The following is a 21,104-nucleotide window of genomic DNA, read 5'->3' on the forward strand; positions in this document are numbered from 1 at the left end:
CTGAGTAAAAATATTTTAATTTTTGGCTCCCTATATTATCTATAATAAATTATGCATATAAAAAGCGAGCTTGGGACAAAAAGATTTTCAATTTTGAAAATCTCAATTATCAAGTCCTTTAGATCTAGAATTGAACAAAAAGGCGAACAAACCAAGATTCTGATTGTCAGAAAACTAGCTTTGTTCGCTTTTTATATATGAGATTGGACCATTGGCCCAGGCTCGGTTTTTGAGTACAGAGCCATGCTTTTATTCCAGACTCTGTTTAAAATAAATCATCAAAGAGACTGAGCTGGTTATCCTCTGGCATCTTGCCGAGAATCCCCATTTCGTCCATCTTTTCAACCAAAGTACCTGATAAACCGCCACGTTTACGAAGTTCGGTCTTGGAAAGGAACTCCCCTTCTTTGCGGGCCGCTACCAATTGCTTAGCAACGTTTTCTCCTAAACCATCCATGGCAACAAATGGCGGAATCAAAGTATCTCCTTCAATGAGGAACTCAGTAGCATCTGACTTATAAAGATCCAGTTTACCGAACTTGAAACCACGCTCCAACATTTCATTGACCAACTCCAATGTAGTATAGAGATCTTGCTCCACATTAGAAGCTTCATTGTTCTTCTTCTTGATGGTAATCTCTTCCATTTTGGCCTTAACACGGTTCAAACCACCAGACATAGTCGCCAAATCAAATGCCTTAGCACGAATGGAGAAGTAGGCACAATAGTAGTAGAGAGGATGGTGAACCTTAAAATAAGCTACTCGTAGAGCCATCATGACATAAGCTGCCGCATGAGCCTTGGGGAACATGTACTTGATTTTTCCACAGGATTCAATGTACCAATCCGGTACCTTGTTATCCTTCATCGCCTGAATATAGCCATTTCGTTCTTCTTCAGAAATTTTTAACCACAAGCCTTTCCGTACCCGCTCCATGATATTAAAGGCCATCTTGGGTTTTAGGCCTGCGTGCATGAGATACACCATGATGTCATCACGACAACCGATAACAGTTGATAGGTCAGCAATGCCTGCCTTAATCAAGTCCTGAGCATTGCCCAGCCAGACATCTGTACCATGTGATAGACCTGACAACTGAAGCAGTTCCGAGAAGGTCGTTGGATGGGTTTCCTCTACCATGCCCCGAACAAAGTTCGTTCCAAATTCAGGAATACCAAGCATGCCAGTCGGTGTACCGATCTGCTCTGGCGTAACCCCCAGAATCTCCGTACCAGAAAAGAGAGCCATCACCCCCTTGTCATCGGCAGGAATTGTTTGTGGGTCAATACCAGATAAATCCTGCAACTTCCGAATCATAGTCGGATCATCATGCCCCAGAACATCGAGCTTAAGGACGTTTTCATCAATATCGTGGAAGTTAAAGTGAGTAGTCTGCCAGCTAGCGGTTACATCATCAGCGGGATATTGCACAGGAGTGAAGTCGTAAACATCCATGTAGTTTGGAATAACAACGATACCACCTGGGTGCTGACCAGTCGTTCGTTTCACACCGGCCGCTCCGGCTGCTAACCGTTCTACCTCAACATCGCGATAGAGTTTACCGTAATCCCGTTCATAACCACGAACGAAACCGTAGGCGGTTTTGGCTGCTACCGTACCAACCGTTCCAGCACGAAAGGCATATTCTTCTCCAAAAATCTTCCGTACATCCAAGTGGGCGGATGGTTGATCATCCCCGGAAAAGTTCAAGTCAATATCCGGTACCTTGTCCCCATCAAAACCAAGGAAGGTTTCAAATGGAATATCCTGACCATCTTTTTTGTACTTGACACCGCACTTCTCACATTCTTTATCTGGCAGGTCAAATCCAGAGCCGTAGGAACCATCTGTGATAAACTCACTATGTTGGCAGTTCGGACAGACATAATGCGGCGGCATCGGATTAACTTCGGTAATTCCAATCATGGTCGCCACAAAACTTGATCCGACAGATCCCCTGGAACCAACCAGATAGCCTCGCTCATTTGATCGTGTTACCAACATCTGCGAAGCCAGATATATCACAGCAAAGCCATTACCAAGAATGGAGGTTAACTCCTTCTCAATCCGCAAATCAATGATGTCTGGTAGAGGATTGCCATAGATTTCAAAAGCCTTTTGATAGGTCAACTCAGCAACTGTTTCTTCTGCATTCTCGATATACGGTGTATAGAGGTCGCTTTTGACAACTTCTACCTCTTCAAAGCGCTCTAGCATGACATTGGGATTAGTGATGACAATCTCTCTTGCTAGACTATCACCGAGAAAGGCAAACTCATCCAACATCTCGCTGGTCGTTCTAAAGTGTGCTTTTGGTAGAGGGGCAGGTTGAGCATTTTCACCGTGACCAATCGTTCGGTTGATCATGGCTCCTTGACCCAGAGAACGAACAATAATTTCACGATAAATCTCTTCTTCGGGATCAATATAATGAACATTTCCTGTTGCTAGAACGGGCAGACCAGCCTTACGACCAACTTCAATCAGTTTTTTGATGGTATCTTCAACTTCTGCCATATCTTTAAATTGCTCCTTAGCAATCATTGGAGCATAGAGTGCGGGAGGCATCACCTCGATAAAATCATAGTAAGCTGCTATCTTGGCCGCTGCATCAATGCCCTTGGACAGGAGTTCATCAAACACTTCCCCTTCCTGACAGGCTGTTCCCAAAATTAGACCCTCACGGTGAGCGTTTAATACCGTTCTTGGAATCCTGGGAATGCCTTCAAAATACTTGGTATTTGACAGGGAAACCAACTTAAAGATATTTTTCAAGCCGACCTGGTTGGTAACATAAAGCGTCGCATGTTTGACTCGGGCTTTCTTATAAGAATCCTCTGCAATCAACTCGGTATTGAGTTGGTTGAGATTAGTCAGGTTGTGTCTTTCCAGAGCTTCTCTCAAAAAGATAAAGAGCAAGCGTCCCGTTGCTTCCGCATCATAGTTAGCCATGTGGTGGTGCTCCAAGGCTACACCAAAACGCTTAGTCAACGGTCCCAAACCATGGCGCTTATAATCCGGATAGAGGTTACGAGCAAATTCAAGTGTATCAATAACAGGTTGCTCAATTTGCGGTAAACCTGCTCGCTCATAATTGACATTCATAAAACCAACGTCAAAAGTCGCATTATGAGCTACCAAAATAGAATCTTGACAAAAAGCTTGAAACTCCTTCAAAACCTGTTCCAACGGCTTGGAACCACGTACGTGTTCATCTGTGATCCCTGTCAAATCGGTTGTAAACTGACTAAGCGGGTGTCCCGGATCAATAAATTCATCAAACTCAGCTACAATATTACCTTTGTGCATTTTGGATGCCGCTATCTGGATAAGAGCATTATTGACCGCAGAAAGACCTGTTGTCTCCACGTCAAAGACTACGTAGGTCGCATCCGACAAAACCACATCCGCTTCGTTATAAACAATCGGCACTGAGTCTTCAACGATATTGGCTTCCATTCCAAAAAGAGCCTTGATACCAGCCTTACGAGCGGCATGATAGCCATGAGGGAAAGACTGAACATTCCCATGATCCGTAATCGCTACCGCCTTGTGTCCCCAGGCTGCTGCACGCGCAATCAGGTCTTCAACTGCAGGAAGGGCATCCATAGTGGACATATTGGTATGGGCATGGAATTCCACCCTTTTCTCACCTTCTGGCATCAAATCCTTGCGAATCTCCCTTTTGACTTCCTGAACTTCTTGAACATTCATAGTCAAATCACGGGTAAAATGATTGGTCTCGATATTGCCACGCACACGCAGCCAATTTCCCTTCTTCACCATATCAAACTTCTGGGCTTCCTCTTCATTCTTAGCCCATTTCTGCAGAGTGAAGGACGAAGTATAGTCGGTCATCTTAAAGTTAATAATCACTCGCCCAGTCTTGGTAGTCTTCTGCTCCACCTCAAAGACAAGCCCCTCAAAAACGATACGGTTTTCCTCACTATCCACTTCAATCATCGGCGTAATCTCTGCCTTTTCAATATTGACCTTGGTAGGGCGATTTTTCTTAAATTCTGGGACAAATGGCTGAGCTACCTCTGGCGGTGGTGTCATTTGAGCCAGTTGTTCAAGAGCTGCCAGATTTTCCTCATTGGCCTGCTGATAAATTTCTTCATTCTGCGCATGAAATAGCTCGGCTTGCTGCTGTGTCATCTCCTGACAAACCTCAATATCTACCACCAGATTTGCAAAACCAAACCGTTTGTATTGCTCCACTAGATTGGGCAAATGATTCTTCCGAAAATGAGGTGTATCAATTGTTTCAGGACCTTTTATCCATAGAACTCCATCTCGATACTGAACAGTTAAGGGTTGGAAAAGGGTTTTAAAGCCTGCACTTTGACAAAGATCCTCAGTAAAAACTTCTGGGTAATAAGCCTCCACCAAGTCAGGATCGACTTCATCCATATCTGTCACTAGGACAAAGGTAGCCTTATTGCCTGTCTTTTCAAACTCAGTCACCAAACGTGCTTTAAAGAGTTGGTAGTCTAACAGGGGAAGAGGCTTAACAAAGCGAAAGGTAAATTCCCAGACTTTGCTGACCTTATGCAAGACCACTTTCTCAATCTTTGCAGTCGAAAAAGCCTCTGACTGTCGAGTAGTGAGAGGTATTCCAATTTGTTGAAGCAAGAGCTGAAACTTATCTGACATGACCTTTTCCTTTGAATGTAGTTAGGAATATTCTACCATAAATAGATAAATTTTTCTTGCTAAGAAAGAACTAAAAACAAAGCCCCACCATTTACTCAGTTGAAAACAGTGGGGAAATCGCCTATTATAGCTATTCATGATCCCGAGAAACAAGCCACTCAGGGAGTGACTGGTTAGTCCCAGAAAATATATCGTACGATCCATCTTTTTTAATATGGATAAGGGTTGGAACACCCGCTATAGGGTATGTTGCTAGCAACCGCTGTTTGGCTTCCTCTCCGATCCCCTCAACACCATAATAATAGATGGGGATGTTCAGATTCAGTTTCTGTATTGTTTCCTGAAAAAAGGTAGAAAATCTCTACAATGTGGACAGCTCACTCTTCCTAGAAATACTAAACTATTTTTAGAAAAATCGCCAGCTAAGATTTGCTCAGTTGTCAAGGTGCTGATAATTCAATACAATATCCTGATACCGTATAGCACTATCGCTCTTATTATCTGCAGCACCTTCTACAAGACTTGAACCCTCTGAAGCAGAAGCAACCGTCACTTTCTTATTAGAGGAACAGCCCCACAGCATAAACAGCGAAAGTAGCAAAAAGATGACAATAAGCCATATATTCCTTTTTCTTTCGGGAACTTGCTCTGTTAAAGCCATAAAAAGTTGAAGCAACAGGACAGAAACTACTAGTACAGTAATCCATATAGAACGCTGAAACAGTCCATCTTTGAAAAATAGGATAAGATTGAACAGAAATAGATAAAACAACGGATTTCTATAAAAACTTCTATTGAATGAAAGTCCCATAGGCTCTCCTTTCACTTAGCCAAGTACACAATTAAGCAGCGCTGGTCCAAACGTTTTTACAACCTGTTTCCAGGTGACCGGATTAGACCAACCTAAAATACCAATACATCATCTGCTATGACAGACATCGTTGCATGAATAAAAAGTTTAAAAATAATTTTCTAACAGTCTTTTTTGTTCCGATGGAAACCAACCACCTTCTGACTAAGCCATGAAGTACATCGGATTTCCTCCTCTCAAATATAATTTGCATCCGCTTACATTTTGTTGCCAAAAAACAAGACAACTCAACTGCCAAGATGGTCCCTTCTCCGAATCCTATCTTGACATTATTATTTTCTCTCTGCCTTATCCAACTGATCTGATTAGGCTTGAGGAACAATTTATTCAACGGCACAAAAGTAACAATCTTCGCACCTCTCAAGTATTCTCAATACAAGAATACCACTAATTTTCCAAAAAAATCAAGTAAAATATAATACTCCAAAATCCTTCCGTATCCATTCTGAAAATAATTCACTTAGAAATTTTAAAGTGAACATCAAAAAATCCCTTAAAGATAGGAAAAAGTCCACTGCCACTTCGTTCATCTCAATATCTCAGAACAGTGGTTGATTGACAGATTTGGTCGTGTTTTACACTCCAAATCTAACCATTACGACTGCTGCGAACAGAGTTCCCAACCTCTAACTGTCTCCCAGACAGTTGGAGCTATGCGGAAGGTGGACTTCAAAAGGTCTGGGGATAGACTGTTTCAGATTAACAACTTGAAACGAGGAATTGGTGACAAACTTTTTCAATATGTCACCCCAAAAGACTTGGAAATGAGACCAAGACAAAAGTTGGTTCTAAATTAAAACTCCTTTTTCCTGAACTCACTTTATTGAAAGACATCCATCAAAGAAAAGAAACAACTGCCCTCTACCTCTTACCAAGCGACTGCATCTGTATCAACCTGCAAATAGTCCAACCATAGCCTATCCTTCACACGACAAAGAGTAACTGAAATACCTCCCATATCTAAACTAGTCATAAACCGACCTGTCTTAACATAGGAAAGAATTAGCCCTTCCAACTCTAGAAATTGACAAATATCACTTAGGAAGATTCCCTGCTCAATCTCAGACATGGTTCCAAGATTGTTCACCAAGAGGATATATTCCTCTCCTTCTTTCCAACGGAATTTTAATTTTAATTTATTGACAATTTCATTGGCCAGTTGCTCTGAGGATTCAAAGGCTACTGTGCGATAGCCCTCTTCACCATGAATACCAATACCATAAGATATTTCACCTTCTTCCAAGTCAAATAACGGTAGTGCGGCATTCGGCAAATAGGCTGATTTGGTCGCAAATCCAATCGTTGCTATCTCTGTTGCCAGCGACAATCCTAATTGTTCCAAGGCATCTAAATCATAACCAGCAAGTGCAGCAGCTCCCAAGATTTTATGAAGGAGGATTGTTCCAGCCAGTCCTCTGTGCCGCATTCTAAAATTGTTTTTAGTATCCACTGAGATGTCATCGTGAGAAATGATGTATTTAACAGCTATTCCCTCGTTTCTAGCTGCCTCTATTGCCTTACCAAAGGAAAGAAGATCGGCTTCAAAGTTTTTGACAATGAGAAAGACACCTCTTCCCTTATCTACCTCACGGATTGCTGTTATAATTTCTTCCTCAGTTGGAGGTGTAAAAATTTCCCCATAAACCGCAGCCGTCAGCATTCCTTTACCAACAAAGCCGACATGAGCTGGCTCATGCCCTGAGCCTCCGCCTGAAACAATGGGAACAAGTCGGCAGTCCTGATTCCTTTGTACGATAATCGGAAAATGTTCCACCCTCCTCAATTTGGAGTTGGTCCGACAGACACTTTCCATGTAATGCTCAATCATTTTTGCTTGTCTATTCTTAATAAAAACCATACGATACTCCTACAAGGTTGAAAATGAGGCTAAAACTACTGCTACCATTTGTTTCCAATAGCTCTGAATCTGGCAAGGTGACTGGGACAGACCTTCCTTTATCATTCCAATCCATGCACTGGAATGATAGGATATCAAAAACTGTCTCTCCTTTTCAGAAACATGCTTCCCTCCTTGGAGCTGATATTCGTTGATAATCTTTTCCATCAAAATTTTAAAATACCCTTCCAAATAGCTCACAAAATCATTCTGCCCCTTAATCTCAAAAAGCTGTTTGTAAAAAACCTGATTGTGCTCAATATAATAGAGCAACTCATCCAATAATTTTAGCCCACTGATGTAGGTCAAATTATCCGTTACCTGTTCCTGTAATTCTGTTTCAAAAATCCAGTCCAGTAACTCGTACTTATCCAAGAAATGATTGTAGAAGGTTTGACGACGAATCTCAGCTTCTTGCATGATATCAACAACCGAAATTTTATCAAAAGACTTGATTGATAACTGCTTTTTAAAAGCCTTGGCTATCCTTTTTTTAGTAATTAACGAAGTTGGCATGAGTCACCTCCTTTCGATACCTCTTCATTATAACCTATCATGCCTGACTTGAAAACAAAAGGGACACATTTGATAATCTGTCCCTTCCATTTTTATTTGGAAAACCTTATAATGAAAGCGCAATCAAAACAAAGGGGTTTTCTGATGAAAAAAATTATAAACCAACCTGAACGGGTCGTAGATGACATGTTGAAAGGGTTCGCCTTTATGCACCAAAATATCATAGAGCGCATCGATGGATTTGACATTATTGTTCGAAAGGATAAAAAAACGGGTAGAGTCGGTATTATTTCAGGTGGTGGCTCTGGGCATGAACCTTCTCACGCAGGCTTTGTTGGCAAGGGTATGCTTTCTGCCGCTGTCTGTGGCGCAGTATTTACTTCTCCAACACCAGACCAAATCTTAGAGGCTATCAAGGCTGCCGATGAAGGCGCCGGTGTGTTTATGGTGATAAAAAACTACTCTGGTGATATCATGAACTTTGAAATGGCTCAAGAATTAGCTGAAATGGAAGGTATTGAAGTCGCTAGTGTCGTGGTAGATGATGATATTGCTGTAGAAGATAGTCTCTACACCCAAGGTCGAAGAGGGGTAGCAGGCACTATTTTCGTCCATAAAATCCTCGGTCATGCAGCAGAACAAGGAGCATCTTTAACAGCTATCAAAGCTCTAGCTGATCGTCTTGTACCGCAGATAAAAACAATCGGTCTTGCCTTATCCGGTGCAACTGTCCCAGAAGTTGGAAAGCCTGGTTTCATTCTAGAAGAAGATGAGTTTGAATATGGTGTAGGTATCCATGGCGAACCGGGCTATAAAAAAGAAAAGCTACAATCATCTGCTAAACTAGCCGAAGAACTAGCTGAAAAGTTAGCTCAAGATTTCAATATTCAAACAGGTGAACACTATGGTCTCCTCATCAATGGACTTGGTGCTACACCACTGATGGAACAATATATCTTTGCCAATGATGTCGCTACGCTATTAACGGAAAAAGGTATCCTTGTCGACTATAGAAAAATTGGCAACTATATGACATCTATCGACATGGCAGGTCTTTCGTTGACGCTGATTAAATTAGAAGACCCAAGCTGGCTCGAAGCCCTACAGGCTCCTGTTGATGTTGTTGCTTGGTAGGAGACAGACTATGGAGACAAAAACTGCATTACTTTGGATGGAGAAATTTAACGAAAAAATACAAGCCAACAAAGATTACCTGAGCGAACTTGATTCTCCGATCGGAGATGGTGATCACGGTGGCAATATGGCACGTGGCATGGCAGCAGTCATGCAAGAGTTATCTGTAAAAGAATACGAAACAGCCGATCAGGTCTTCAAAGTCGTTGCCATGCAGCTACTCAGCAAGGTAGGAGGTGCTTCCGGTCCACTTTACGGTTCTGCTTTTATGGGAATTACCAAAGCTTGTCAAACCGGAGCCAGTTTAGCTGATACCTTACAAGCAGGTTTAGAGATGATTCAAAAAAGAGGAAAGGCCGCATTGGGTGAAAAAACAATGGTGGATATTTGGATTCCAGTCATCAGCGCCTTGCAGGCAGAAAACCTCTCTCTTAATGTTATCCAAGAAGCTGTTGAAGGCACACGAAACATCATTGCAACCAAGGGTCGAGCTTCCTATGTCGGCGAACGTTCAATCGGCCACATTGACCCTGGCTCCTTCTCATCAGGACTCTTATTTGAGGCGATGTTGGAGGTTGTGCTATGACAAACATTGGAATCTTGCTCGTTTCACATTCCAAAAATCTGGCACAAGGCATTGTTGATTTGGTGTCTGAAGTAGCAAAAGATATTTCCATCACCCATTGTGGAGGTCTGGAAGATGGCAGTATTGGAACTAGTTTTGAGATCGTTCAAGATCGCATTGAACAAAACCCAGCTAACACCCTCCTAGCCTTCTTTGACCTAGGAAGCGCTCGGATGAATATCGAACTAGCAGCAGAATTTACAGACAAACAGATTCTCATACAAACAGTTCCAGTCGCAGAAGGAACCTACATCGCTGCTGCGCTGCTACAAGCAGGTGCCGATTTAGACACAATCCTTGAACAATTAAAGGAACTTACAATAAATAAATAGGAGGTTATTATGAATCTTATCGGAGAATTGCTTGGCACATTCTTATTGGTCTTGCTGGGAAATGGGGTCGTCGCCTCATGTATCTTATCCAAAACAAAGGCAGAAAATAGCGGTTGGCTAACGATTGTCCTCGGCTGGGGAGTCGCTGTAACCATCGCTGCCTACGCATCAGGTATTTTTAGCCCTGCCCACCTCAATCCAGCAGTGACTATCGCCATGGCTAGCATTGGTTCCCTTTCTTGGACAGAGGTACCCGGTTTTCTACTAGCTCAATTTGCAGGTGCCATGTTGGCATCCGTCGTCCTCTATCTACATTTCTATCCACATTGGCAAGAAACCAAAGATAGCGCTACTATCCTAGGAACCTTTGCAACTGGTCCTGCCCTTCGTCACACTCCTTCAAACTTGCTTGGAGAAATCCTTGGAACCGCTGTATTGGTAATCGGAATCCTCGCAATTGGACCAAACAAGGTCAGCGCTGGACTTGGTCCGATTATCGTTGGTTTCATTGTTTTTGCTGTCGGTTTTTCTCTAGGCTCAACAACAGGCTATGCAATCAATCCTGCTCGTGACTTAGGACCACGTATCATTCATGCCTTACTTCCTATCCCTAATAAAGGAGACTCCGATTGGTCCTATAGCTGGATTCCAGTTGTTGGTCCAATCTTGGGAGGAATTATTGGAGCAGGTCTCTACACACTACTCTTGAATATGTTGTAATAAATTGAAATCAAAACTGAGTGTATTGACAAGCAGGTCTAAACTGGAAGAAGCTCAAGCTATAGCAACAATACAATACTGATCGCAATAGAAAAGGTCTAAAATCAATGTTTTAAGCAACTTGATTTTAGACCTTTTTATTTTTAGGAGTTTTCTTGACTCCTTTTTTCTTATTCCTTAGTTAGAATTTGTAGTGTTTCAAGCAACTGATCAACATGAACTTCAACAGTATCACCTGTCTCTTTGATTTTCACTTCAACGATTCCATCAACGGCTTTCTTACCAACAGTGACACGAATTGGCAAGCCAATCAAATCGCTATCAGAGAATTTAACACCAACGCGTTCATTACGATCATCCGTCAAGACTTCGTAGCCTGCTCCAATCAAACTTGCTTCAATTGATTGGGTCAACTCCATAGCAGACTCGTCCTTGACATTGAATGGAATTAGATGGACATCAAACGGAGCCAATTCTTTAGGGAAATTAATCCCCCAAGCATAACGGTATTCACCTTTTGGAGTCTTATTGACAAAGAGACGAGCATGTTGCTCCAGAACTGCCGATAGAAGACGGCTAACCCCGATTCCGTAGCATCCCATAATCATTGGCATTGAACGGCCATTTTCATCTAAAATAGTAGCATTCATGCTATCTGAGTAGCGTGTGCCAAGTTTGAAAATGTGACCGATTTCGATACCACGCGCAAAGTTGAGAACACCACGACCATCTGGTGAAGGCTCCCCTTCCTTTACCTCACGAATATCAACATATTCTGTCACTTGGAAATCACGACCTGCATTAGCACCTGTGTAGTGGAAACCATCTTCGTTTGCACCGACTACAGCATTCTTCACATCCTGTACCTTACGATCAGCAATAATCCTCACATCTGCTGGTAATCCTACTGGACCAAGCGAACCAAAACCTGCTCCAAAGATTTTTTCTGCATCAGCCGGACTAGCTACATCAAAGAAATCTGCTCCGAGATAATTTTTCAACTTAACATCATTAACCTGATCATTACCAACAAGAAGGGCAACAACTGGCTCACCATCTGCCATAAAGAGCATGGTCTTGATAGTCTGGTCTTCTGAGACATTCAAAAAGGCTGCAACTTCATCAATCGTTTTCGCATCAGGTGTTGAAACTTTTACCAAGTCCTCTTCGGTAACAACGACTGTCCGTGGCTTGTACTCACTTGTCGCCATTTCCAAGTTGGCAGCGTATCCTGATTCACTAGAATAGACAATAGTATCCTCACCAGAAACAGCCCAAGCTAAAAGCTCTGCTTTAATCGCCTCCAGAACTTCCTCTGGGATTTCTTCAAAAGAGGAAACTGACTTGTCTAATACCACCCAGCGCTCCAAGTCAGTACGATCTGGAGTAATAGCCATGAACTCTTGACTGTCCTTACCACCCATGGCACCACCGTCACCAATAATCGCCTTAAATTCCAATCCAGCGCGAGTAAAGATAGTTTCATAGGCCTGTTTATAATCGTCATAAGTCTGATCCAAACTCTCATAGCTAGCATGGAAACTATAGCCATCTTTCATGATAAACTCACGCCCACGAAGTAGACCGTTACGAGGACGCTTTTCATCACGGTACTTGGACTGGATTTGGTAGATGTTAAGTGGCAATTGCTTGTATGATTGCACCGCATCACGCGCCAAAAGGGTCACCGTCTCTTCATGAGTCGGTCCCAAAATAAAATCTGAACCTTCACGATTTTTGAGTTTGTAAAGGTCATCACCATAAGTCTCATAACGACCAGATTCACGCCAAATATCAGCAGACAAAAGAGCTGGTGCCAAAAATTCAATGGCATCAATCTTGTCGAATTCCTCACGCATAATCTTTTTGGCTTTTTCAATCACACGGTTAGCAAGTGGCAAATAGCTATAAATACCAGCCGAAACTTGGCGAACGTAACCCGCTCGCAACATCAAGGCGTGGCTAATCACCGATGCATCAGAAGGCATCTCCCGCAATGTAGGGATAATCATTTTGGATTGTTTCATAGTTAAGTATAAGTGCGTCAAGAAAACAAAACGAAAATAAGGAGCCTAACTCGGAGCCTGTAGGCACTGAATAGGTTTATCTTTTTCGTAAAGTTTTTAACACGCATTCATCTCCTTTCATCTTTAAATCATTAGAAGAACATAGAGCCAGATGCTTGTATACAAAATGACTTACACCTTGAGGTATAGTTGAGACAGCCGCGTCTCTTTTTACACAAGTTTCAGCCCATGTTCAATTCCGAAAAATAGCAGAATCGCATTCATTCCTTTTTCATCCGTCTAAAAGAAAACCTTCAAAATATCATTCCAAGTCACTACTAGCATAAGAACTACCATAAAAGCAACACCCGCTAGTGTAATATAGGACTCTATTTCCGGTTTTAATGGCTTTCTACGGATAGCTTCCAAGATATTCATCACAATTTTCCCACCGTCCAAGGCTGGAATGGGGATAAGGTTGAAAATACCTAGATTGATAGATAGCATAGCCATCAGACCCAGTACGGAAGTCCAGCCAAATTCAGCAGCCTGTGCGCTGACATTGTAAATAGCGACAGGACCACCTAATTGCTTAACATCAAAATGGGCAATTAGATTTTTCAATGCCGTAACAATTAAAAGAGCCCTCTCTCCGGCTTCCTGAATTCCTCCAATAACCTTATCAAAGAAACCTGTCTTCAAGATGGGTGAAATACCAATCCGATATGCACCATCCACCTTCTCAGCAATTACTGTCACATTTTTAGTTTTTCCTTCATGCTCAACCACTAGGTGAAAGCTCGGAGCGGAAGTTGCTTCTTTAGCAGCAGCGCTGATGATGGTAGCAACTTGTTTGTAACTGCTAGTCACCTCACCATTAACAGATAAAATCTTATCTCCGGTAACTAGCCCAGCTGCCTGTAAAGCACCACCGTCAGTAATGGTCACAGCATTGTTGGAGATATCTGCTACTCCACCCTGCATAAACATCAGCAGGATAAAGACTACAATTCCCAAAATAAAGTTATTCATAGGACCAGCAAAATTTGTCATCAAGCGTCCCCAGACGGTTGCATTTTGGTATTGCACATCTAATGGAGCAATACGAACTTCCGTTCCATCTTCCTCTACAATGGTTGCATCGTGGTCCACCTTATACGTTTTACTTTCTTCTAATACCAGCCCTGTGATTTCTAACTGTTTCTCAAAATCAAAACTGGTTACACTCATAGGTAAGGCGAGATTGTCAAGCTGTTTACCAGACAAGTTAATCCGAGTGACAACACCAGTCTCGTTCAGGCTGAGACTAACAGGAGTTCCCGTCTTAATCTCCGTCTTATCCTCACCCCATCCGGCCATTCGGACATAGCCACCAAGAGGCAGCATACGAATCGTGTAAAGGGTCCCATCTTTTCCTGTGTGAGCGAAAATTTTAGGTCCCATTCCAACCGCAAATTCTCTTACCAGAATACCGGCCCTTTTAGCAAAATAGAAATGACCAAATTCATGGACAACCACAATTACACCAAATATAAATATAAATGCTAAAATTCCCTTCATAGAATCTCCTTAAAATAATCCAAAGAAGTGCATAATTGGGAAGACAAAAATCATGCCGTCAAAGCGATCCAAGATACCACCATGCCCCGGAATCACCTTGCCAGAGTCTTTGACACCAAAATGACGTTTTAGAGCACTTTCAACTAGATCGCCAAATTGTGAAAAAACTGAAAAAATAGCAACAAATCCCAACATCATGCCCAAAGAATACCCTGTCAGCAGGGATTTGTCAAGTAGCAAGAAGATGAGGGCTACAACCACAGCAGAGAGGATTCCTCCCACAAAACCTTCAATAGTCTTATTTGGGGATACTTTTGGCAATAGTCTTCTCCGACCAATTTTTCGCCCGACAAGGTAAGCACCAATATCCGTTGCCCAAACTATACACAGAGCAAAGAAAACCTTATTAAGGCCATCCATGCGCGCCAGTATCAAGCTGTGAAAACCAATTCCTACATAGAAACTAGAAGCAATCGGAAAGACCACATCCGAGTAATGATAGCGACCGACATTGAAAACTGTTGAACCTAAAAGAAGGAAAATCACAATGGCATAGGCAGTGTAATTTCCATCTGTCGGCAGGAAGGTCAGGTAATTCTGCAAGGGAAGAGTCAATACAAGACTAGCCAACATAGCTAAAACTCCCTCAATAGAATTTGGAGCAAGACGATGCATCTTTATCAATTCAGCTGTCGCTATAATAGCCAGTAGCCCTACGAAAAACTGAAAAACCATTCCACCTTTCAATAAAAAGGGAAGAAAAATAGCAAGGGCTATCCCACCAAAAATCACTCGTTTCTGTAAATCATTTGTCATACGTTCTCCTTACACACTGCCAAAACGTCTGTGGCGTCGGTTGTATTCTCTAATTGCTAGTTTAAGAGCCTCCCCGTCAAAATCCGGCCAAGCAATATCGGTAAAATAAAGCTCGCTGTAAGCTGTTTGCCAGGGCAAAAAATTACTAAGCCGAATCTCACCACTAGTCCGAATCACCAAATCTGGGTCACGAAGAACCGGCGAAAGACCGCCTGTATAAAGATAATCTGCTATCAATTGCTCATCAATATCCCCCGGATTAAACTTGGCATCCAACACATCCTGAGCAATTGCTTTAACTGCTTTTGTCACTTCATCACGACCACCGTAATTCAAAGCAAAATTAAGAATCAAACCTGTGTTATTCTTAGTTTTCTGCTCTGCTTTCCGAAGGGCGCCCAAAGTTGCTTCCGGCAATCTAGAATGGTCACCGATCATTTGAATTTTGACATTGTTGGCATGGAGTTCGGGGACATATTTATCATAGAATTCAACAGGAAGATTCATGATAAACTTTACCTCCTTTTCCGGCCGAGACCAATTCTCCGTAGAAAAAGCGTAGACTGTCAAGACCTTTACTCCCAGTTCCGAAGCTGTTTTGGTAACTTTTTGCAGAGCATCCATACCAGCCTTGTGCCCCATAATGCGGGGTTGCATCCGTTTTTTTGCCCATCGACCATTGCCATCCATAATGACTGCAATATGCTTAGGGACTTCAATCGCTGTCTCAATGCTTTCTTTCTTTTTAAACTTAAACGTAAACATGCTATTTTCCTCAATATATGATCGTTTCATTATACCATATTTCTAGTGAGGATAGCAAAATTTGGATAAGGCTAGAGTCATAGCCACCCGTGAAAACGGGCGGCTTGTACATTGGCTGTAGTCCATTCTCTCCAGCGACGTCTAAAGACGTTCGTTGAACTTCGTTCAGGTTAGTGCTACGATTACTTGACTAATGCTCACAACAACGGGCTTTTATCTTGTTCTAAAACTGCCATCTGAAAATGGATCTTCGTACTCTTTAACACCCAAGAATCAAACGCTATACGATGTATAACTCACTTTCTAAATTTAAGCTCATGAAGAAATCATCCACTGGATAATTTTTCTCCTCCTTTCGCTTTACAATTGCTTAAACACCTTTATTGTATTGCGTTTGTTTTTTTTGTATAACCTTCGTCACGTCCCCTACAGAGCGTGACGGACTAAAAGTCACATAATGAAAAGGCCTTATCCAATAAATATTGGAGCAAGACCTTAACTGAATCCCTCGGTTTCTAATACCTACTCTTCAATGACAGATGCTGAAGTTGCTTCTGTTGTTTCAACCACTGTCTCTTCTGCAATCACAGGAGCTGTATTGGCAGTCGCCACTCGATTGCGGATCGCTCCACGTTCAAAAGTCAAATAGACACCATCTACATCAAGAACGACCTTTTTATCGTTGATTTCATCAACAATCCCAAATAGGCCACCAATCGTCACAATTTCATCACCTTTTTTAATCTGACTGAGTGCTTCCTGACGCTGTTTTTGTTGTTTGCGTTGCGAATAAAACATAAAGCCAATCATGGCAACCATGACAAGCGGTAAAAATAAATTTGGCATTTGCTTACCCCTTTTGTTGTTTGATAGTCTTGATTATACCAGAATATAAGTAATAAAGCAAAGTTGGGCTAAGGCATAATACTTTTAACATTAAATACAATAGCTATTGAATACGAAAAAATCAAACAAGGCAAGCTAAGTTGCTACCCAAATAGGCGACAGATTATTTAGGATGAGAAATATAATGCTTGAATACACCTTAGAGTCAGCAAAAGGAGCTAATATCATGATAATAAAATGACCAAACAACCGTAACAAAAAGACCGGACTTTCATCCAGTCTCAATACAATTATTTTACGCTCCAGACACTTTCAAGAACATTGGTTTGTTCACGACCAGGTCCTACTGAGAAGGTTGAGATACGTACACCGACCAACTCACTGATGCGACGGACATAATTCCGAGCCGCCTCTGGTAACTCATCCAAACTACGCACACCTGTGATATCTTCTGACCAACCCGGCATTTCTTCGTAGATTGGCTTGCAGCGCTTGAGTTGTTCTAAGCTTGCTGGATAGTGGTGAATGCGTTCTCCATCAAGGTCGTACGCCACACAGATTTTCAGTGTTTCAAGTCCTGACAGAACATCAATAGAGTTAAGAGAAAGGTTGGTAATACCTGATACACGACGACTGTGACGCATCACAACTGAATCAAACCAACCCACTCGACGTGGACGACCTGTTGTCGTACCATATTCCTTACCAATTTCGCGAATACGATCGCCGATTTCATCGTGCAGCTCTGTTGGGAATGGGCCGTCACCGACACGACTCGTATAAGCCTTACATACACCGACAACCTTGTCAATTTTGCTAGGACCAACACCGCTACCAATCGTTACACCGCCAGCAACTGGATTGGAAGAAGTAACGAATGGATAGGTACCCTGATCAATATCCAACATTACCCCTTGAGCTCCCTCAAATAAGACACGTTTACCTTGATCTAAGGCATCATTAAGAATGACAGAGGTATCAGTCACATACTTCTTAATCTCCTGACCATAAGCATAGTACTCTTCAAAAATCTCATCAAATGAGATCGGTGTTGAGTCGTACATTCTTTCAAAAAGTCTGTTCTTCTCAGCTAGGTTGATCCGCAAGCGCTCTGCAAAAATGTCCCTATCCAAGAGGTCGGCAATACGGATTCCCACACGTGCTGCTTTGTCCATGTAGGCAGGACCAATTCCCTTATTGGTCGTACCAATCTTATTATCACCCTTGGATTCTTCTTGCAACTGATCTAGCTTGATATGATACGGCAAGATAACATGGGCACGATCTGAGATGCGCAAATTATCAGTCGTCACACCTGAGTCATGGAGATAGTTGATCTCCTTTACCAGCGATTTAGGATTGACAACTACACCATTACCGATGACCGAAATTTTTTCTGGGAAGAAAATTCCTGACGGAATCAAATGCAGCTTGTACTTGGTACCATCAATCACAATAGTATGTCCTGCATTATCACCACCTTGATAGCGTGCAATGACCTCGGCATTAGCAGACAGGAAGTCCGTAATTTTACCTTTACCCTCATCGCCCCATTGGGTTCCTACAACAACTACTGATGTCATATCCACTCTTTTTCTGAACCATACGGTTCAGCCTTTCTTCTACTTCTGGCGGGAATTTCACCCACAAGTTTCGTTCCACACATCATTCTACCAAAAAACGAACATTTTTTCAAGATTTTTAAATATATTTGCAAATAACGGACTTTTTTTATATTTTTAAATCATTTCACTCTAAAAAACGATTGAATATGCGTTTGTTGCTCGATTATTTTAGTTTTTGGTACAGATTCCCGAAGTCCTTTTCTTCTCGTTAGTAGCAAGCTCCATTTTTAGAAAAACGTAGCAAAAATTTGTATTTGCTTGCCAATCTAGATAAAATGAGAATAAGAATTGACAGAACAGAAAATATGAAGGATCTAGATTCAGTATGTTACACAAATTACCCTCAAATAGCCCTATTCTTCAAGCTACCTTTGGCATTGAGCGCGAATCTCTCCGCATCAATCAAGAAAATCGGGTAGCTCAGACACCTCATCCCCCCGAACTAGGCTCTCGCTCTTTTCATCCCTATATCCAGACAGATTACAGTGAGTCACAGTTAGAATTGATTACACCTATAGCTCACTCGACCAGAGAAGCTCGACGATTTTTGGAAGCTATTACGGATGTGGCTGCCCGTTCTATGGATAGAGATGAATACCTTTGGCCCTTGTCCATGCCACCTATTGTCACAGAAGAGGATATTCGGATTGCTCAACTGGAAGACGACTATGAGTATCAATACCGGGTCGGCTTGGCAAAACGCTATGGCAAGCTCCTCCAGTCTGTGTCTGGTGTTCATTATAACTTCGAGCTGGGCAAAGACCTAACTCAAAAACTCTTTGAAGTAAGTGAACAAACAGATTTTGTTGCCTTTAAGAACGCTCTTTATCTCAAATTGGCACAAAATTTCCTCAACTACCGCTGGTTCTTAACTTATCTATATGGAGCAAGCTGTCTGGCAGAAAAAGGTTTTTTTAAAGATAATATCGGTTGTGTTCGTTCTATCCGTAACTCTAAATATGGCTATGTCAATGCAGAGGATATACATATTTCTTTTTCTTCTTTAGAAAAGTACGTATCCGACATTGAACAGGCTGTGGCGACTGGACAACTCTCTGCTGAAAAGGAATTTTACTCAGCTGTCCGTCTGAGAGGTGCCAGAACGAGCCGAGACTATCTCAGTGAGGGGATCTCTTACTTGGAATTTCGTACATTTGATCTCAACCCCTTTGATCCACTTGCTATTAGTCAAGAAACTCTTGATACTGTTCACTTATTCATCTTAGCTCTTCTCTGGTTAGACCAACTAGGAGACATTGATACTGCTTTAGCAGAAGCCGAGCAATTGAATAATCTGATTGCTCTTAGTCATCCATACAGTCCGTTACCAGTCCAAGCGGATACCACTCCTATCCTAACTGCTATGAAGGCTATCGTGACTCACTTCGGACTAGATGATTACTATAGCCAGCTCATCGCTCAGGTGGAGGTGGCTCTTCTCGACCCTCGTCTGACCCTTTCTGGAAGAATAGCAGAGCTAGTTGAGAACGACTCTTTGGAAACATTTGGTCAGCAGCAAGGCCGAGCTTTTCATGATTATGCTTGGACGGCCCCCTATGCTCTAAAAGGCTACGAAAACATGGAACTCTCAACCCAGATGATCCTCTTTGATGCTATTCAACTAGGCTTACATGTTGAGATTATGGACGAAGAAGACCAGTTTCTCAAACTTTGGCATGGCAACCATGTCGAATATATCAAAAATGGTAACATGACTTCCAAAGATAACTACGTCATTCCACTAGCCATGGCCAACAAAGTAGTTACCAAGAAAATCTTGGACCAGGCCGGTTTTCCAGTACCTACGGGAGCAGAATTTTCTAACAAATCCGATGCCCTGCGTTATTATGGACAAATAGCTAGCTCTGCCATTGTTGTCAAACCAAAATCAACCAACTTTGGTCTAGGTATTTCCATCTTCCAAGAGCCAGCCAGTCTATCAGACTATGAAAAAGCACTAGATATCGCTTTTTCAGAAGATAAGCATGTGCTGGTGGAAGAGTTTATCGCAGGTACCGAATACCGCTTTTTTATCCTTGATGGTAAATGCGAGGCCGTCCTCCTTCGCGTCGCAGCCAATGTAGTCGGGGATGGACATTCTACCATCCGTGAATTGGTTGAGAAAAAGAATCAGGATCCACTTCGTGGCTATGATCATCGCTCTCCTCTTGAAATAATCCATCTAGGTGCCATTGAACTCCTGACATTGGAACAGCAAGGCTACCAGCCAGAAACCATCTTGCCAAAGGGAAGTCAGGCCTTTCTGCGTGGTAATTCTAATATTTCAACCGGTGGAGATTCTATTGACGTGACCGACCAGATGGATGATAGCTACAAGCAATTAGCAGCAGACATGGCAACGGCCATGGGAGCTTGGGTCTGCGGTGTAGACCTGATCATTCCTGACTTGAATCAAGTATCAACCAAAGAGCAGCCAAACTGTACCTGTATCGAGCTAAATTTTAATCCGGCCATGTACCTGCACACCTATACCTATGCTGGCCCAGGACAGGTTATCACTTCTAAAATACTGAAAAAATTATTCCCAGAACTATGATGTCTTTGCATCGAGATACTTTTCTACTATCTCGGTGCTTTTCTATTTTTTATGAGATGTTTTCCCATCCTTATTTGTTTTTCATTCGTTTTTCACTCCAATTTCAACTATTTTCTTTATATTTTTTTATTTATTTTCAAAAAATACGGATTTTATCTAAAAAAACATATCCAAAAT

The 21,104-nt window shown here is 42.1% G+C and carries 15 protein-coding genes; 5 read left to right on the top strand and 10 right to left on the bottom strand.

Annotated features, from left to right (window positions below; translation table 11 throughout):
- Window positions 1-265: 265 nt before the first annotated feature.
- The 4 genes from SR187_RS08630 to dhaS form a co-directional block, all read right to left on the bottom strand.
- On the bottom strand, window positions 266-4,657 hold the full coding sequence (locus SR187_RS08630) for a PolC-type DNA polymerase III (protein ID WP_120172240.1): 4,392 nt from the start codon (window positions 4,655-4,657) through the stop codon (window positions 266-268).
- A gap of 433 nt (window positions 4,658-5,090) precedes the next feature.
- Window positions 5,091-5,468, bottom strand: a complete 378-nt coding sequence (locus SR187_RS08635; RefSeq protein ID WP_120172248.1) for a hypothetical protein — start codon at window positions 5,466-5,468, stop codon at window positions 5,091-5,093.
- A 928-nt stretch (window positions 5,469-6,396) separates the two neighbouring features.
- Complete coding sequence (gene dhaQ, locus SR187_RS08645; protein WP_120172251.1) at window positions 6,397-7,386, bottom strand: DhaKLM operon coactivator DhaQ; 990 nt, start codon at window positions 7,384-7,386, stop codon at window positions 6,397-6,399.
- 9 nt (window positions 7,387-7,395) lie between these two features.
- Window positions 7,396-7,941 carry a dihydroxyacetone kinase transcriptional activator DhaS gene (dhaS, locus tag SR187_RS08650; protein WP_024531792.1) on the bottom strand — a complete coding sequence of 182 codons (546 nt, stop codon included), beginning with the start codon at window positions 7,939-7,941 and terminating at the stop codon, window positions 7,396-7,398.
- Window positions 7,942-8,085: 144 nt separating this feature from the next.
- On the opposite strand from dhaS, the gene dhaK reads away from it, so the two are divergent.
- From dhaK to SR187_RS08670, 4 genes are read left to right on the top strand one after another with little or no spacing between them, the layout of a single operon-like run.
- Window positions 8,086-9,075 (top strand): dihydroxyacetone kinase subunit DhaK, encoded by a 990-nt coding sequence (dhaK, locus tag SR187_RS08655; RefSeq protein WP_120172252.1) that lies wholly within the window; start codon window positions 8,086-8,088, stop codon window positions 9,073-9,075.
- Window positions 9,076-9,085: 10 nt separating this feature from the next.
- Entirely contained in the window at window positions 9,086-9,661 is a 576-nt protein-coding gene (dhaL, locus tag SR187_RS08660; protein WP_120172254.1) for a dihydroxyacetone kinase subunit DhaL, read from the top strand.
- Window positions 9,658-10,032 (top strand): dihydroxyacetone kinase phosphoryl donor subunit DhaM, encoded by a 375-nt coding sequence (dhaM, locus tag SR187_RS08665; protein WP_120172256.1) that lies wholly within the window; start codon window positions 9,658-9,660, stop codon window positions 10,030-10,032. Before dhaL ends, dhaM begins: the two co-directional genes overlap by 4 nt.
- A gap of 9 nt (window positions 10,033-10,041) precedes the next feature.
- A complete protein-coding gene (locus SR187_RS08670) occupies window positions 10,042-10,752 on the top strand; it encodes an MIP/aquaporin family protein (protein ID WP_120172257.1) in 711 nt (236 codons plus the stop codon).
- A 170-nt stretch (window positions 10,753-10,922) separates the two neighbouring features.
- Here the strand turns inward: SR187_RS08670 and SR187_RS08675 are convergent, their stop codons facing one another.
- The 6 genes from SR187_RS08675 to SR187_RS08700 all read right to left on the bottom strand — a co-directional run bounded on the left by SR187_RS08675 (window position 10,923) and on the right by SR187_RS08700 (window position 18,328).
- Complete coding sequence (locus SR187_RS08675; RefSeq protein WP_120172259.1) at window positions 10,923-12,779, bottom strand: proline--tRNA ligase; 1,857 nt, start codon at window positions 12,777-12,779, stop codon at window positions 10,923-10,925.
- A 279-nt stretch (window positions 12,780-13,058) separates the two neighbouring features.
- A complete protein-coding gene (gene rseP, locus SR187_RS08680; protein WP_120172261.1) occupies window positions 13,059-14,318 on the bottom strand; it encodes an RIP metalloprotease RseP in 1,260 nt (419 codons plus the stop codon).
- Window positions 14,319-14,327: 9 nt separating this feature from the next.
- Window positions 14,328-15,134 (bottom strand): phosphatidate cytidylyltransferase, encoded by an 807-nt coding sequence (locus tag SR187_RS08685; protein WP_024531799.1) that lies wholly within the window; start codon window positions 15,132-15,134, stop codon window positions 14,328-14,330.
- A 9-nt stretch (window positions 15,135-15,143) separates the two neighbouring features.
- On the bottom strand, window positions 15,144-15,899 hold the full coding sequence (locus tag SR187_RS08690) for an isoprenyl transferase (protein WP_024531800.1): 756 nt from the start codon (window positions 15,897-15,899) through the stop codon (window positions 15,144-15,146).
- Between the two features lie 522 nt (window positions 15,900-16,421).
- Entirely contained in the window at window positions 16,422-16,745 is a 324-nt protein-coding gene (gene yajC / locus SR187_RS08695; RefSeq protein WP_120172262.1) for a preprotein translocase subunit YajC, read from the bottom strand.
- Between the two features lie 290 nt (window positions 16,746-17,035).
- Entirely contained in the window at window positions 17,036-18,328 is a 1,293-nt protein-coding gene (locus SR187_RS08700) for an adenylosuccinate synthase (RefSeq protein WP_120172264.1), read from the bottom strand.
- A gap of 367 nt (window positions 18,329-18,695) precedes the next feature.
- Here SR187_RS08700 and gshAB point away from each other — a divergent pair, with 367 nt between their 5' ends.
- On the top strand, window positions 18,696-20,927 hold the full coding sequence (gene gshAB / locus SR187_RS08705) for a bifunctional glutamate--cysteine ligase GshA/glutathione synthetase GshB (protein ID WP_120172266.1): 2,232 nt from the start codon (window positions 18,696-18,698) through the stop codon (window positions 20,925-20,927).
- Window positions 20,928-21,104: the final 177 nt, after the last annotated feature.

It is taken from the genome of Streptococcus ruminantium, from assembly GCF_003609975.1.
GTDB classification, from domain to species: domain Bacteria; phylum Bacillota; class Bacilli; order Lactobacillales; family Streptococcaceae; genus Streptococcus; species Streptococcus ruminantium.